The organism is Undibacterium sp. TJN19 (assembly GCF_049339485.1).
Classification (GTDB): domain Bacteria; phylum Pseudomonadota; class Gammaproteobacteria; order Burkholderiales; family Burkholderiaceae_D; genus Undibacterium.
Genome location: NZ_JBMPPL010000005.1, coordinates 356,218 through 370,969, shown reverse-complemented (window position 1 = coordinate 370,969; position 14,752 = coordinate 356,218). Strand labels below are relative to the sequence as shown.

Annotated in this window: 9 protein-coding genes; 5 read left to right on the top strand and 4 right to left on the bottom strand. The window is 50.7% G+C overall.

The genetic code is table 11. The features are described 5' to 3' along the window. Positions 1-589 precede the first annotated feature (589 nt). Entirely contained in the window at positions 590-3,430 is a 2,841-nt protein-coding gene (locus ACO0LH_RS16735; RefSeq protein ID WP_422942249.1) for an alpha-1,6-glucosidase domain-containing protein, read from the bottom strand. Between the two features lie 309 nt (positions 3,431-3,739). Here ACO0LH_RS16735 and ACO0LH_RS16730 point away from each other — a divergent pair, with 309 nt between their 5' ends. Beyond that, entirely contained in the window at positions 3,740-4,765 is a 1,026-nt protein-coding gene (locus ACO0LH_RS16730) for a glucokinase (protein ID WP_422942248.1), read from the top strand. Between the two features lie 66 nt (positions 4,766-4,831). Continuing rightward, positions 4,832-6,466, top strand: coding sequence for an alpha-amylase family glycosyl hydrolase (locus ACO0LH_RS16725; protein ID WP_422942247.1), 1,635 nt, complete (start codon positions 4,832-4,834; stop codon positions 6,464-6,466). A 60-nt stretch (positions 6,467-6,526) separates the two neighbouring features. Here ACO0LH_RS16725 and ftrA read toward each other — a convergent pair whose 3' ends face one another. Next, positions 6,527-7,501: a transcriptional regulator FtrA gene (gene ftrA / locus ACO0LH_RS16720; protein ID WP_422942246.1), complete on the bottom strand. Its 975-nt coding sequence runs from the start codon at positions 7,499-7,501 to the stop codon at positions 6,527-6,529. 56 nt (positions 7,502-7,557) lie between these two features. Next, positions 7,558-8,838 carry an NAD(P)/FAD-dependent oxidoreductase gene (locus ACO0LH_RS16715; protein WP_422942261.1) on the bottom strand — a complete coding sequence of 427 codons (1,281 nt, stop codon included), beginning with the start codon at positions 8,836-8,838 and terminating at the stop codon, positions 7,558-7,560. Positions 8,839-9,210: 372 nt separating this feature from the next. On the opposite strand from ACO0LH_RS16715, the gene ACO0LH_RS16710 reads away from it, so the two are divergent. Next, entirely contained in the window at positions 9,211-11,025 is a 1,815-nt protein-coding gene (locus ACO0LH_RS16710; RefSeq protein WP_422942245.1) for a PAS domain S-box protein, read from the top strand. Beyond that, entirely contained in the window at positions 11,015-13,459 is a 2,445-nt protein-coding gene (locus ACO0LH_RS16705; protein ID WP_422942244.1) for a two-component system response regulator, read from the top strand. The genes ACO0LH_RS16710 and ACO0LH_RS16705 overlap by 11 nt, the downstream gene beginning before the upstream one ends. 4 nt (positions 13,460-13,463) lie before the next feature. Here ACO0LH_RS16705 and ACO0LH_RS16700 read toward each other — a convergent pair whose 3' ends face one another. Next, positions 13,464-13,781 carry a metalloregulator ArsR/SmtB family transcription factor gene (locus ACO0LH_RS16700; RefSeq protein ID WP_422942243.1) on the bottom strand — a complete coding sequence of 106 codons (318 nt, stop codon included), beginning with the start codon at positions 13,779-13,781 and terminating at the stop codon, positions 13,464-13,466. 270 nt (positions 13,782-14,051) lie between these two features. Between ACO0LH_RS16700 and ACO0LH_RS16695 the strand changes: the two genes are divergently transcribed. After that, a complete protein-coding gene (locus ACO0LH_RS16695) occupies positions 14,052-14,711 on the top strand; it encodes a hypothetical protein (protein ID WP_422942242.1) in 660 nt (219 codons plus the stop codon). Positions 14,712-14,752: the final 41 nt, after the last annotated feature.

Sequence of the window (14,752 nt, the reverse complement as noted above, 5' to 3'; positions counted from 1 at the left end):
CTTCCATGGCCTTGCGCGCTAGTCCAGATACCAGTGCCCATACCACCAGCACGTGAAATAATATGACCAGCCCTAAACCGACAAACTTCTTGCCCGGCTCTTGCTGGCGATTTGAAAAATCCATTCCGGCTGTCTCCTCGTTCTTAGAATATGAAGGCGGTAATAATAACCGCTGTTGGTGAAAAATTTATGCTTCTTTGCTGAAAACTTTTCATATTTTTGCGATCACCTCCAACTTTTACTCAGTCTTTGAAAAAATCATCACTTAAATACCTGTTTACACGCACTTCGTGCATGTTTCAAGCTTATAGCTGGCTCGAAGATGGCTTGAGTTGACTCGAAGTTCTTACTGCAAACACAAGACTTCCAGGCCAGCCAGTACCATGCACTTTATTTTTTTTCGCCTATGCCAAGAACCACTTTGCCATCGCGATAATACGCATGCGCCCGAGCCTTCTTTATCATTCATCCGTGTTAACCTGTATGAGCATATAAATATGGTCAACCTCGATAACTCAGGCAGTTTTTAAATGGCAAAGCGCCTGCGTCTCCTGCTTTAGCAATATTCGAACCAGGCCAGCACGCACTATTAGCGCGCAGCATCTGATTTCATCAACTTTTCAACAAATACCACCGCACTTCGCGCCGGTATCACAAACTGACCATTTACGCTTTCATAGCGAGCCTGTGCTGCTATTCTTTTATCTGCAGCTTGAGCCTGCATGTGCACAGGATGCAGCATGTATTGATGCCGGCTCTGTGCGCTAACTCGCAGTTCTTGTATGTGCGGGCTGATATTGATGAAATACATCAGATTTTGAAACGCCGCACCTGGTAATTTGTCACCATTGAGGTGCGCAGCAATAATCAGCGGGTTTTGCGATGCACCTGTATTGTAGAAATGCAGGCGCTGGCTCACCTCGTGCGCAGTTGTCAGGCGGAACAGGCTGGAGCTTGCTCTTATTTGCAGCAGATCGCGAAACAGGTCGCGTGTGAATGCAATATCTTGCGGGCTGGGCTTGATGTCCGGGTTGGCGAGCAATGGCGTGATATAGGGATAAAATCGCCCGTTGTCTTTTTCTGGTGGCAAGCCTGTCGCAAAATAATTATCCTGGTAAGTCCAGTCCAGACGATTGAACCAGTCGCCAGAATTAAAACTGTTCCCATCCATGGATTTGGAACGCAAAATATCGACACCAGCATGGTAATACGCAATACCCTGGCTAAAGGCCGTAGTGGCCAAGGCCAGACCTTGCACACGGGCGCGGTCTTCGCGGCTGGTGTCGGCAGGCAGGCGATAGGCATTGATGTCAAACAGCGTCTGGTTATCGTGATTTTCTACATAGTTGACAACTTCATCTGGCTGACTGACGTAGCCTGCCGGCTGACCAGCATAATCCATTTCCTCCAATCGTTTTTGCTGACCCGTCCAGGTCAGCATCTTGTAATCGCGTAGTGAACCGGCCAGGCCTACCCTGACCATGTCGGTGGTGCGTAATAGCTCTACGGGGTTTTTGTTTTTATCTGCCAGTGCATTCGGTGCATAGATCAGGCCGTTGATATAGCCCTGGTTTTTTACGATGCCATTACCGCTGTCACCATGTCCACCGCCACGCAGCGCATCCCTTGCACGATCACTGAAACTGGCGATATGGCTGCCATTTAATGATAATTGTGATGCCTGCACAAAACGCGCATTATTTGCCACTTCGCCAAAATTCCAGCCTTCACCAATCAACTGAATGTCATGGCCGGTTTCAGTCTTCAGTCGTGCCCGGATATCTTCCATCACCTGCCTGGGCTGATGCCCCATCAGGTCGAACCGGAAAGAATCAATCTTGTAATGCCTGGCCCACAGCAAGACAGAATCGCTCATCAGTTTGGCCATCATCCGGTTTTCTGTGGCGGTGTTGTCGCAACAGGTGGAACGTTCAATCTGACCCGCGTTATTGAGCCGCTGATAATAACCGGGAACAATACGGTCAAGTACCGCATAAGGTGTTTGCCCGGCACCAGCGGTATGGTTATACACCACGTCCATACCTACGCGCAGACCAGTGCCGTGCAAGGCCATGACCATTTTTCTGAACTCCAGAATACGGCTGGCCCCATCGCTGGCATCGGTCGCATAACTGCCTTCGGGCGCACTGTAATGAAAAGGTTCGTAGCCCCAATTGTAGCAATCCACATTGGCATATTGCATCACCATTTTTTGCTGATCTGCGCCATCTGCCGCTCCCTGAATGGCTGGTGTTTGGCAACCGGCTTCCGGCACTGTGGCAAAGTCGAATACAGGCAACAGATGGATATCCGTCAGACCCGCCTTGCTCAGTGCCTGCAAGTGACGCATGCCATTCGACTTGGCTTCAGTAAAGGCTAAAAATTTGCCGCGAAACGCTGGCCTGACACTGTGATCGTTGATGGAAAAATCGCGCACATGCAATTCATAGACTTGCATATCGGTCTGATTCTTGACTTTGTCCGTGATTGTCTGCCTGTCCCAGCCAGCAGGTTTCAATGCCGCCGCTGTCAGGTCAGCGATATAGCTGCGCCTGGAATCAGTCGTCAGGCTGATCGAGTACGGATCAGTAACGCGGTTGCGTATCAAGCCCTTACCTGGCACGTAGACATCTGCTAGATATGTATAGTACTGCGCCGTCAGCAATTTCGGGCTGCTGCCATGCCAGATCCCGGTGTTGTCATCAAATTGCATGGGCAAAACAGCGTCTGCCTGGCTCTTGCCATCTGGATAAATACAAATAGAAACTTGCTGCGCTGTTGGCGCCCACAGGTTGAACGCAGTTTGATGCTTGCTGAGGTTTTTTGCAATGCGGACACCAAATTGTTCAAAGTGGGCTGCTGCCCGGTAGATGTCATCCAATGTACCGGCAATTTGCAGTCCGGTGAAATCAATGACATTGCCGTTATCATCTTCAGCAACGATTAACAACTGATGACGCAATAATGCCTGCAACTGTTTGTGGCTGAGCTGATCTAGCCTGTAGGTAGGGCCGGTACCGGCAAAAGAAAAACGTTCTGCCAGTGTAGCGTCTGGTGCTGCCGTCTCTTCTTTCAATCGGAATGCCGTGTCGGCAGCTTCAACTTTTTTACCTTTGCTTAGCTGCAACTGGCCGTTGCTTGAGCTATACAAGCTGACCCTGGCTGTCGCCGCCAGGCCTGGCCAGCGTATCAAGCGCGCCGATAGCCAGTAAGCCCGTGCATCCGTACCCGTCATCTGGCTTGCGATCAGCGAAGTTTGAAAATCGCTGCCATTGCAAGCGGCAAGTGCAGCGCTACTTTGTACCGATGTACTTCTGTTTTCTGCTGCCTGGGTCAGATTGCCAAGACCGTAAATTATCATCGCCAGCATCAGCGGCAAATGTCCGAAGCGCTTCGCGGTAGTCTTTCCAGACCTGACTTTGGCTAACATCAATGATCGCGGTAACAATTGCCGGACTAGCAAAAGAGTCTCCCTAAGTAAAACAAAGTACGGGTTCAATGATGTAAATTGTCTGTAAATCACAATAAAAGTAGTTTGACTACATAAATAAAATATTGTTTGAACGATGTTTTAGCTGGTTTATTGTGGCTTTAGCCAAGGTTTTTTCAAATTTTAACCCAATAACTGTAAAATTGTTAGACATCATCCATTGAAATATGTAGTATTGTTACATAAATCCTGATCTGGCTATTTTGAAGTGCTGGAGCATGACTCAGTCGTAAAAATATGAATGGTGAGATGTTGACCAAAAATCCAAAAATCCCCGGCAATGCAGGGCCGCGTTTGCTGGCAGATATCGGCGGTACCAATGCGCGCTTCGCATTAGAGACGCATAGTCACCAATTCGAAGCCATTATGGTGCTGGCCTGCAATGCCTATCCTGATTTGCAGGCTGCTATCACGGCTTACCTTGCCAGTCCGGAAGTGCAGGCTGTTTGCCAGTCTCCTGTCCGGCAGGCTGCCATTGCCATCGCCAATCCGATTGATGGTGATGTGGTACGCATGACCAACCACCACTGGACTTTTTCAATTGAAGCATTGCGCCAGGGTTGCGGCTTTAAAAACCTGGTCGTGGTAAACGACTTTACTGCACTGGCCATGGCCTTGCCGCATCTGGCGCCGCATGAGCGCATACAAATTGGCGGCGGCACAGCACAGCCGCATCGCACGATAGGCTTGATAGGGCCGGGTACTGGCCTGGGGGTGTCAGGCATCATCCCGGCTGGACAACATTGGGTGCCCTTGTGCAGTGAAGGCGGGCACGTCTCATTTTCACCGAATGATGAAACTGAAATCGCCATCCTGCGCCAAGCCTGGAAAACCTATCCGCATGTTTCTGCGGAGCGTCTGATATCGGGCATGGGTTTGGAAATCATGTACCGTGCCCTGTCTCAGTTAAGCGATGCACATGAAACTGAAGAAATGAATGCTGCCGATATTACCCGGCGTGCGCTGGATGGCAGTTGTGAAATTTGCGCCCGCACTGTCGCCTGTTTCTGTGCCATGCTGGGTACCATCGCTGGCAACCTGGCAATGACTTTGGGTGCCACTGGTGGTGTGTATATCGGTGGTGGTATCGTGCCAAGGCTGGGGGAGTTTTTTGCCAGATCGGCATTCCGCCAGCGCTTTGAAGCGAAAGGACGATTTGCCGATTATCTGGCGCAGATTCCGACGTTCCTGATTACAGCAGAGTATCCAGCATTTCTGGGCGTTTCTGCTATCTTGAATGAGCGGCTGTCCGCATCAGACATTGCCAATAACTGAATGCAAAGTCATTCACTCATTCACTCTACTGGTCTTGATTTCGCATTCAAAACAAAAATATAAATCATGAATAATTCTTTGACGGGGCAAGCAAACGACTGGTGGCGTGATGCCGTGATTTACCAGGTCTACCCGCGCAGTTTTTATGACAGCAATGGCGATGGCATCGGTGATCTGCCAGGTATTACTGCCAAACTGGATTACATCGCCAGCCTGGGTGTGGACATCGTCTGGATTTCACCTTTCTTCACGTCACCGATGAAAGACTTTGGGTATGACGTGGCAGATTATTGCAATGTCGATTCCATTTTTGGCACCCTGGCTGATTTTGATCAATTGCTCAAGCGCGCGCATGCGCTGGGCTTGAAGATCATGATAGACCAGGTCTTGTCGCATTGTGCCGATGTACATCCGTGGTTTGTCGAAAGCCGCCAGAGCCGCGACAATCCCAAAGCAGACTGGTATGTATGGGCCAATCCCAAACCTGATGGTTCACCGCCGAATAACTGGCTGTCTGTTTTTGGTGGCTCAGCCTGGCAATGGGATGCACGACGTCGCCAATACTACATGCATAATTTTCTGGTCAGCCAACCTGACCTGAATTTTCATCATCCTGAAGTGCAACAGGCGCATCTCGACAATATGCGTTTCTGGCTGGCGCGCGGTGTGGATGGTTTCCGCCTGGATGCCTGCAATTTTCATTTCCATGACCAGACCTTGCGCGATAACCCGGTCAGCCTGGTACGCGATAACAAGACGGTGCAAGACAATAATCCTTACGGCATGCAGGCACATATCCATGACAAGACCCAGCCTGAAAACCTGGTCTTCCTCGAAAAAGTCCGCAGCCTGCTCAATGAATTTGGCGCTATCGCGATAGGCGAAGTAGGTGCAGATGATTCACTGGGCGTGATGGCAGAATACACCGCTGATGGCAACAAGCTGCATATGGCTTACAGCTTCAACTTGCTGACTTCATCGTATTCTGCGGCGTATATACGTCAACAAGTCGAAGATTTTGAAGCACGTGTCAAAGGTGGCTGGGTATCTTGGTCGGTAGGCAACCATGATTCTGTACGCGTCATGACACGCTGGGGTGGCAAACAGGCGACACCGCAATTTGCCAAAATGCTGCTGGCCATGCAGATGGCATTGAAAGGAACACCTTGCCTGTATCAGGGTGACGAACTGGCACTGACCGAAGCCGAGGTCGCCTTTGAAGACTTGCAAGACCCCTATGGCATCACCTTCTGGCCGGAGTTCAAGGGCCGCGATGGCTGTCGCACGCCTATACCCTGGAATGTCGATCAGCCACATGCCGGTTTCACCACTGGCAAGCCCTGGTTGCCGGTCGCACCAGCGCATATTGCCCATGCCGTTTCCGTGCAAGATAATGACGCCGCTTCAGTATTGAATTATGCGCGTCACATTTTGGCCTGGCGCAAACAGTATCCGCAGTTGAGCAGGGGTGACATACAGTTCTTTGATGCGCCTGAGCCGGCATTAGCCATCCGGCGTGATCATGCTGATAGTCCGGCTATGTTCGCGGCCTTCAATCTGGGTGAACAGGCCATCAGTTTCACCTGGCCAGAGCTGGCAGGCACGCATCAGCTTGAGGCCGTGGGCTTGCCAGGGCAGGTCAGTGACACCACAGTCACATTGCCTGCCCATGGCGCATGGTTTGGCATGAAGAACGAATGAACACAGGTTTGCAGCGCGTTTGACAAGGCTGTACGTTTTGCGTACAGCCTTTTTTTATATTTATGCCATTTCTGTCGCCGTTTGTGACCCCGCAAACTGCTTGCGATAACTGCTGGGGCTGTTTGCCACAATGCGGCGGAAATGCCGGCGCAGCGATTCTTCTGATCCAAAACCTGCCAGTTCAGCAATCTGGGGCAGGCTGGTGTTGGGTGATTCCAGCAGTTCTTTGGCGATGGCGACACGTTCGCGTATCAGCCATTCGCCCGGGGCAAGCCCGGTAGATTCCCTGAAATGGCGTTGCAGGGTGCGCGTGCTCATGGCGGCTTTTTCTGCCATGCTGGCCAGGTTGTGGGGCAGGGCAGGGTTGCTCCTTACCCAGTCCATCAGTTTCGCCAGGCGTGCATGTTCATCGCTGGGCATGGGGCGTGATACAAACTGCGCCTGTCCGCCTTCGCGGTGAGGTGGCACGACCAGTCTTTGCGCAACCAGGTTGGCAATTTTGGCACCATAATCCTTGCGCACCAGATGCAGCAGCATGTCCAGCCCGGCGGCAGAACCTGCCGATGTCAATATCTGCCCCTGGTCCACATACAGGGCATTGGCCTGTACCAGCACATGCGGATACCGTCTGGATAATTTTTCAGCATAACGCCAGTGCGTCGTGACCGTCTTGCCGTCGAGCATGCCGGTAGCGGCAAGTACAAATACCCCAGAGCAAATCGTACAAATGCGCGCACCACGCAGATAGGCAGCACGAATTTTTTCCAGCAATGCTTCAGGTGGCGTTTCGTCGGCATCGCGCCAGCCCGGGATGATGATGGTGTCAGCAAGGTCCAGCATGGCAAGCTCATACGGCGCTTCAAAGCTGATGCCGCCAGCCGCCCTTAATTTGCCAGGCTCGGCAGCGCAGACCGCAAACTGATACCAGTCCACCCCCAGTTCAGGGCGGTTAAGGGCAAATAATTCCACCGTACAGCCAAATTCAAACGTGCATAGCTGGTCATAGGCGAGGGCGACGACAAGATGGCCATTCATAAATTAATCTCCATGGCGTAATCTTACCGTAACATGCGTATCAGGACATGTAGTGTTTATTCACGCAGGAAGTCCCTTAATTCGTAGTACCAGTAAGCGCACTGTGCTGCCGCCAGGCCCAGCTTGCCAAAGCCATAGCGCAAATCATAATTTTGCAGTCCTGACGGCAATTGCCTGCCTTCTGCAATCGCCTGCGCCACGACTTCGCCAGCCAGGGTCGTGGGGGCCACACCGTGGCCGCCAAAACCCATTGCATACCAGACCCCATTTGGCAGGCAGCCTATCTGTGGCATTTTATGGCGTGCATAACTCATGATGCCACTCCAGGCGAATTCGACCTGGGTGCCTGCCAGTTGCGGGTACACTTTCAGCATATCGCCCTGCAGCAGGCGGGCAACTTCCCGCGGAGCCCGTTCGCGGATGGCGATGCGGCCACCCCACAGCAAACGGCTGTCGGCCAGCGGGCGGTAATAATCAAAGGCAAAGCGGGTGTCATACACGGCGGCGCGGGTTTGCATGGCAGTTTGCAAACGCTCTCCCAGTTTTTCTGTTGCCATGACATAAGTGGCAATCGGCAGGACAGAACGCGCCAGTTGCGGGTACAACTTATCGATATAGCCACCACAGCAAACTACTACGTGTTTCGCGCGTACGGTACCTTGCGCAGTGCGTACCAGTTTTTCTGCAAGGTCTGTTTTCATGGCAATCACACGACTTTGTTCAAACATGCGTACACCTTGTGCTGTCAGCACATTGACCAGGCCATGTACATATTTCAGGGGATGAAAATGAAAGGCATTCTTTTCATGCAGCGCACCGGAATAACGCTCGGTATGCAGAGCAGCGCGGGTTTGCTCACGTGACCACGGTGCCCAGTCAACATTGAATTCGCGCAGCATGAAATCGCGCTGTTGCATCAGCCTGCGTTCATCATCAAACCAGTTAGCCAGCAAGACACCGCTGTCATTGACATCGCAATCCATCTGGTACCGCACGATGCGCTGGCGTATCAGGCTGACCGCATCCAGTGTCAACTGGTAGAGGTGGCGCGCAGGCGCACGGCCAAGCTGTTTGAGCAGCTCGCCATTGTCCAGGCTGAAGCCGCCAAACACAAAGCCGCCATTACGTCCAGATGCACCGTGCCCCGCCTGTTCTGCCTCCAACAAGACGATATTGCTGACGCCACGCTCCAGCAAGCCGAGCGCAGTTGCCAGCCCGGCAAAACCAGCACCGATAATACAGACTTCGCATTCAAGATTTTCTTGCAAGGCACTGCCAGCCGCAGACGGTGCAGTGGACTGATAAAAGGTATTGGTGAAGTGGTCGGGATGATGCATGGCGGTCGCGTGCAACAAGAAAGTCGCCAAGTTACACGCACTGAAAGCGGCTGGCAAGTCAGGCTGCTTCTCAAGGTTTTTTCATTTGTGAAAATTGATTCGGTAATTTGAGGGGCTGTAGCAATCCAATCGGGGGATTATGAAAGGAAGGGCCTTAATATTGCTGGTGTATTTTTTTGGCTAGCGCCAAAATAGATATTCATTGACAGTTCTTGATATTAATAGTTGCTTTTATGGAAATAAATTTCGAATGATAAGAGAAAATATGTGACATAAGCTGTAAAAAAAGTCAGATCGTTTGAAAAAAATTGTTTTAATTTCAAGATTTTAATGTATTGTATATAAAATAATTTTTGTCCGGAGCGTTGCGCCATGCACGGTCTTGAAGTGAGGGAAACCGAGCAATTATTTTTGCTCATGACAGACGCCATGCCTTTGGGCGTGGCTGTGCTTGATCTAGACTTGCGCCTGCGCTACATCAACCGGCGTCATGCCGAACTGAATGGCCTCGCGGTGCAAGACCTGCTGGGTCGCCATGTACGCGAGTATCTGCCGCATGTGGCAGATGTGGTAGAGCCAAAATTGCGCTTTGTCCTTCAAGAGGGGACACCTTTATTGCGCCAGGAAATCCGTGCCAGCGCGCCTGATAAAGATGGAAAATATTTGCACCGGCTGGCTTCGTATTATCCTTGGCGCGGTGATGATGGTCAGGTCTGTGGCCTACTGGCGCTGATACAGGATGCTTCTGTCGACGCATTTGCCGCGCAGGTGGCTGAAGAGAGCAAACAACGCCTGTTACAGGTGTTGGATAATTTATTTGCCTTTGTCGGCGTCCTCGAACTCGACGGTACCTTGCTGATGTGTAACCGTGCGCCATTACAGGCAGCCGGCATTTCCATGGAAGATGTGCAGGGCAAGAAACTGTGGGAGTGTTATTGGTGGGAACACGACCTGCATTTGCAGGCGCGTATCAAGGAATCCATAGAACGTTGCCGCCTGGGCGAAACCCTGCGCTTTGACCTCCATTCCAAAATGATTGACGACAGCCGCATGTGGGTGGATTTCATGCTGGCCCCGCTACTGGATGAATCCGGCAACATCACCCATCTGATACCTTCCGGCATCGACATCAATAAACGCCATGAAAGTGAAGCGGCGCTACATCAGTCAGAAGAGCGCTATCGCTCAGTCATAGAATCATCGGATGACGCCATCATTACCAAATCACTGGATGGCATCGTCACTGGATGGAACCCGGCTGCCCAGCGCCTGCTGGGATATAGCGAAGAAGAAGCGCTGGGGCAATCGATCACCTTCCTGTTCCCGCCGTCACAGCTTGATGAAGAACAGCAGATATTAAAACGTATCGCTCAAGGTGAAAGGCTGGCACCTTTTGAGGCTGTGCGCATACATAAAGACGGGTATGCCGTTGATGTCTCCATCACCATTTCCCCTTTGCTGGACCGCAGCGGCAAGGTGATTGGTGCCTGCAAACTGGCGCGCGATATCAGCGCCAAGAAAAGACAACTGGAAGCACTTGAGCGCGCACTGGAAGAAAAAACGGCCTTGCTGCATGAGGTACATCATCGCGTAAAAAATAACCTGCAAATCGTTTCCAGCCTGTTGAGTTTGCAGGCGCGCCAGGCCAGTACAGATGTGGCAAAGGTGCTGGCAGAAAGCCAGGGACGTATCAGGGCAATGGCACTGGTGCATCAGTTACTGTATGACGCAGAAAATATGTCAGAAATCGAGCTTTCTGAATTCATTCACAAACTGATTGCCCTGACTGCGGCCAGCCATGACACCCAAAAGCTGGGTATCAAACTGCAATTTTCCGGGAATGGTAAAAAATTCAGCCTGAGCGCGCATCGCATGATACCGCTGGGGCTGGTCATCAACGAACTGATACTCAACGCCATCAAGCATGCTTTTCCTGGCGGAAGAAATGGTGAAGTTACACTGCAGCTCAATGATTTTGCTGATCAACTGCAATTGCAGGTCGCTGACAATGGCTGTGGCTTGCCGCCGGACTTTAGCTGGAACATGGCAACTGGTCTGGGGACGAAATTGATACCCATGTTTGTGGCGCAACTGCATGGTGAATTGCAGACGGTATCATCCACTGCCGGCACCTGCTTTACCATCATGTTAAGCCCGAAAAAGAAGGAGGCAGCTTATGCAAGCTGAACACATCCTCATCGTCGAAGATGAGCCGGTCGTGGCACTCGACTTGCAGCAGACGCTGGAAGAAATGGGGCATGCGGTATGCGGCATTCGATCCAATTTCAGCAAGGCCATCGCTGCCGTGCAGCAGTTGACGCCAACCCTGGTGCTGATGGATATTCATCTTGACGGGAAAGAAGACGGTATTGATGCCTGCCAGGAAATTTACCAACGCTGGAAATTACCAGTGATTTTCCTGACCGCCTATGCGGATGATCAGACCGTTTTGAGGGCTGCTGCCAGTAAGCCCTTTGGTTATGTCATGAAGCCTTTTGGCGCCAAGGAATTATCCGCCGTCATTCAGGTTGCGCGTTCACGCCATGATGCAGAAACTTCACTGGCAAAATCAGAAGAGCGCCTTTCCATCGTGCTGGAAGCAGCTGATCTTGGCATCTGGGAATGGGAATCGCAACTTGACAGCGTCAAGGGAGACCAGCGCTTTCATCGCATGTGGGGCAGTGCATCAAGCCCCTTTCAGGCCAGTTTGCATGCCATGCTGGGACGTATCCATCCAGATGACAGAGCGCTTGTAGAAAAAGCCTTGAAGCAAACAGACATATTCAATTGCAGTTTTCGGGCATGCCGGGACAATGGCGAATATACATGGCTGGAAATGGTGGGCAAGCTGCACCAGACCGGCTTCAATCAGCAGACCGTGATTGGCGCTTTGCGCGATATCACGCTACGCAAACTGACAGAAGATAATTTGCGCCAGGCCAGCGTCGTGTTCAGTACTGCCGCCGAAGGTATCATGATACTTGACAGCGCTGGCAAGGTCAGATCCGTCAACCCGGCGCTGACCAGACTGACCGGCTATACTGAACAAGACATCCTCGGTCATTACCCCAGTGAATTTTTGCTGGTGCGGCGTGACAATGACCCCTCCTATGAAGAAATCAGCGCCATGACAGGCGGTTACTGGTCTGGTGAAGCTGCTTGCCAGTGCAAGGATGGCCGTGTCTTTCCCGCGCTTCAGCACGTCTGCATCATCCACGATGATATCGGTACAAGTACCCAATATGTGCATACCATTTCCGATATCAGCTTTATCCGCGAAGCGGAACACCAACTCGTGCACCTGGCTTACCATGATCCGCTGACAGGGTTGGGTAACCGCTATTTGCTTGAACAACGACTGGAAAAGGAAATCCAGCATGCACGTGCTACCAATAGCCATGTGGCCGTGATCTTTGTTGACCTCGATGAGTTCAAAACCATCAACGACACCATGGGCCACCATGTGGGTGACCGCGTCATACAGGAGGCGGCCATGCGTATCGCCCAGCAAATACGTCGTCATGATGAAGCGATACGCCTGGGCGGCGATGAATTTGTGGTGATTGCGCCAAACCTGCATCAACCCGCAGAAGGCTTGCTGATTGCCGAAAAAATCCTGAAATCTTTCAGCGAACCTATCGTGATTGAAGATTACCAGTTCGTTATCGGTGCCAGTATTGGTGTCGCCAAATTTCCTGGTGATGGTAATACGCTCAGTGAATTACTCAATGCGGCTGACAGCGCCATGTATGAAGCCAAGCGGCACGGCAAGGGCAAGATTTGCGCTTACTCCGGAAACCTCAACGAAAACGTCAGGACGCGGCTTAACATAGAGCACGGCCTGGTGAGTGCCATAGAAAAAGATGAGCTGGAATTGTATTTTCAGCCTGTCATTGATTTACATGATTACCGCTTGATTGGCTTTGAAGCCTTGCTGCGCTGGAACCATCCGGTATCGGGTTTGCTGGACCCTGGCCAGTTCCTGCCCATTGCCGAAGAAATTGGTTTGATAGAAAACATCAGCAACTGGGTTTTGGAACGTGCGCTGGCACAACTCAGTGTCTGGCACCGCGTTGGTCAGGATCAGTTATTCATGGCCGTCAATATCTCGCCCAAGCAATTTCAAAATGAGCAGATGCTGGCGCAGATCGCCAGCATGCTGAACAAATATCAGCTCAGTCCGCATTTGCTGGAAATAGAAATCAGCGAAGCCATGCTTCAGGATTTTCATCAAAGCCGCAAAATGGTCACGGCCATGCGCGAGCTGGGTATACGCGTGGCCATCGATGATTTTGGCACTGGCTATACCTCGATTGCCTTGCTCAAGCACCTGCCGGTTTCCCGCCTTAAGATAGACCGTTCATTTGTAGTTTCCTTGCCGGGTGCGGAACGTGATGTCGGCCTTATCAGCGCCATCCTGCAAATGGCCAGGAGCCTGGATCTTGAAATTACCGCTGAAGGCATAGAAACCCGTGAACAGGCACTCATCTTGCGTGAACTTGGTTGCCCTGCCATACAAGGCTATTATTTCGGTCACCCCATGGCAGCATCTGACTATTCAGAGGGCTGGATTGCGCTAGGTATGAGCAAAGATTATTTTCTGCCGCGCAAGAGCTGGTAAGCCGCTATTTTTCTGCGGCTTTTTTAGCCGCAATGGTTTTGCTTTCTTTCTTCAAGGCTTTCGATACCGGGCAAACCGCCTGCATGAAAGTGGCAAGGGTATTTGCCAGGTTGTCGCCCTGCAGGCGATAAAAAACAAACTGTCCACGTTTATCGCCAATGATCAGGCCTGCTGATTCCAGTATGCGCAGATGCTTGGACAGCGAAGGTTTCGTCATTTCAAAGCGCGACGCAATTTCGCCAGCAGACAATTCTGCCTCTGACAGGTAGGCAAGAATTTTCCGGCGTGGTGTTGATGCCAGTGCTTCAAAAATTTTTTCCATGATAGTCCAGTTAAATCAAGCAAGTCATCATAGCATTTTGCAGTGTTAACTGAATATGCTTAGGTAATTAGATACTTAACTAAATTAAGATGTTGATTTTTAAGCAAATTATTTAATTCTTACATATTGAATTGCCATTAAGAAACATTTGCTTACAAGTCTTTACTCTTTATCACTTCAATTCCTATGGAACTCTCTATATTGTTAACTTTTGTTAAATAGCTTTTCCCAGGTGTGAGATCTTTGTCCACGCCTTCGATTCTCTCCTCCATGAACACCGAATTTCTCTACGCAATCAAAAATATCAATCTGGCTCATGACCTGAGGCAGATTGCAGATGATTTTGAAATACTCGATTTTTTTAAAATCCTTGGAAGTAGCTGCTTTGCGATGTCAGCCGTGCTCGCCGACATCCTGAAAGAAAAGGGTTACGCCACCAGGGTGCAAGGCTGTTATGCCGAAATCAAACAAAGCAATACCGTGTTTTATTTAGGATACAAGGGCTTTGCCCACGAAAGGCAAAGGGAAGGGCATGCAGTCTGTATCGTCAACGAACAGTATCTGGTGGACTTTGGCCTGGGTACTTTACGTAAATTCTATTCCGAAGATTTCAGCAAGGCCCTTGCCTGCGAAGTGACTGGCGACGAAGCCGTCCTTGCCAGCTTAAGCCTGGATCATGGCGTTAACATGCAATGGCGTAAAGACTGGATTTCTCCGCATGTGGAAGATGAGTTACTTGCCCAGGCAGAATCGGTCGATATGGTACTGGCCGATTATCGTGACTTTCAAAAAAACCGCATGCCCTACCTGATTAAAAAGTTATTTGTAAGCAAAAATAACCAGCCCACTAATACCAGTTCGTCAGTGTTCATCCCAGAACAAGCGGCCAGACGAACCAGGCCAGAAAAAGAATACGCTTTTCACGAATAAAATGAACTTTGCGGTGCGGTTCTGGCGCTTTTTACGCCTGG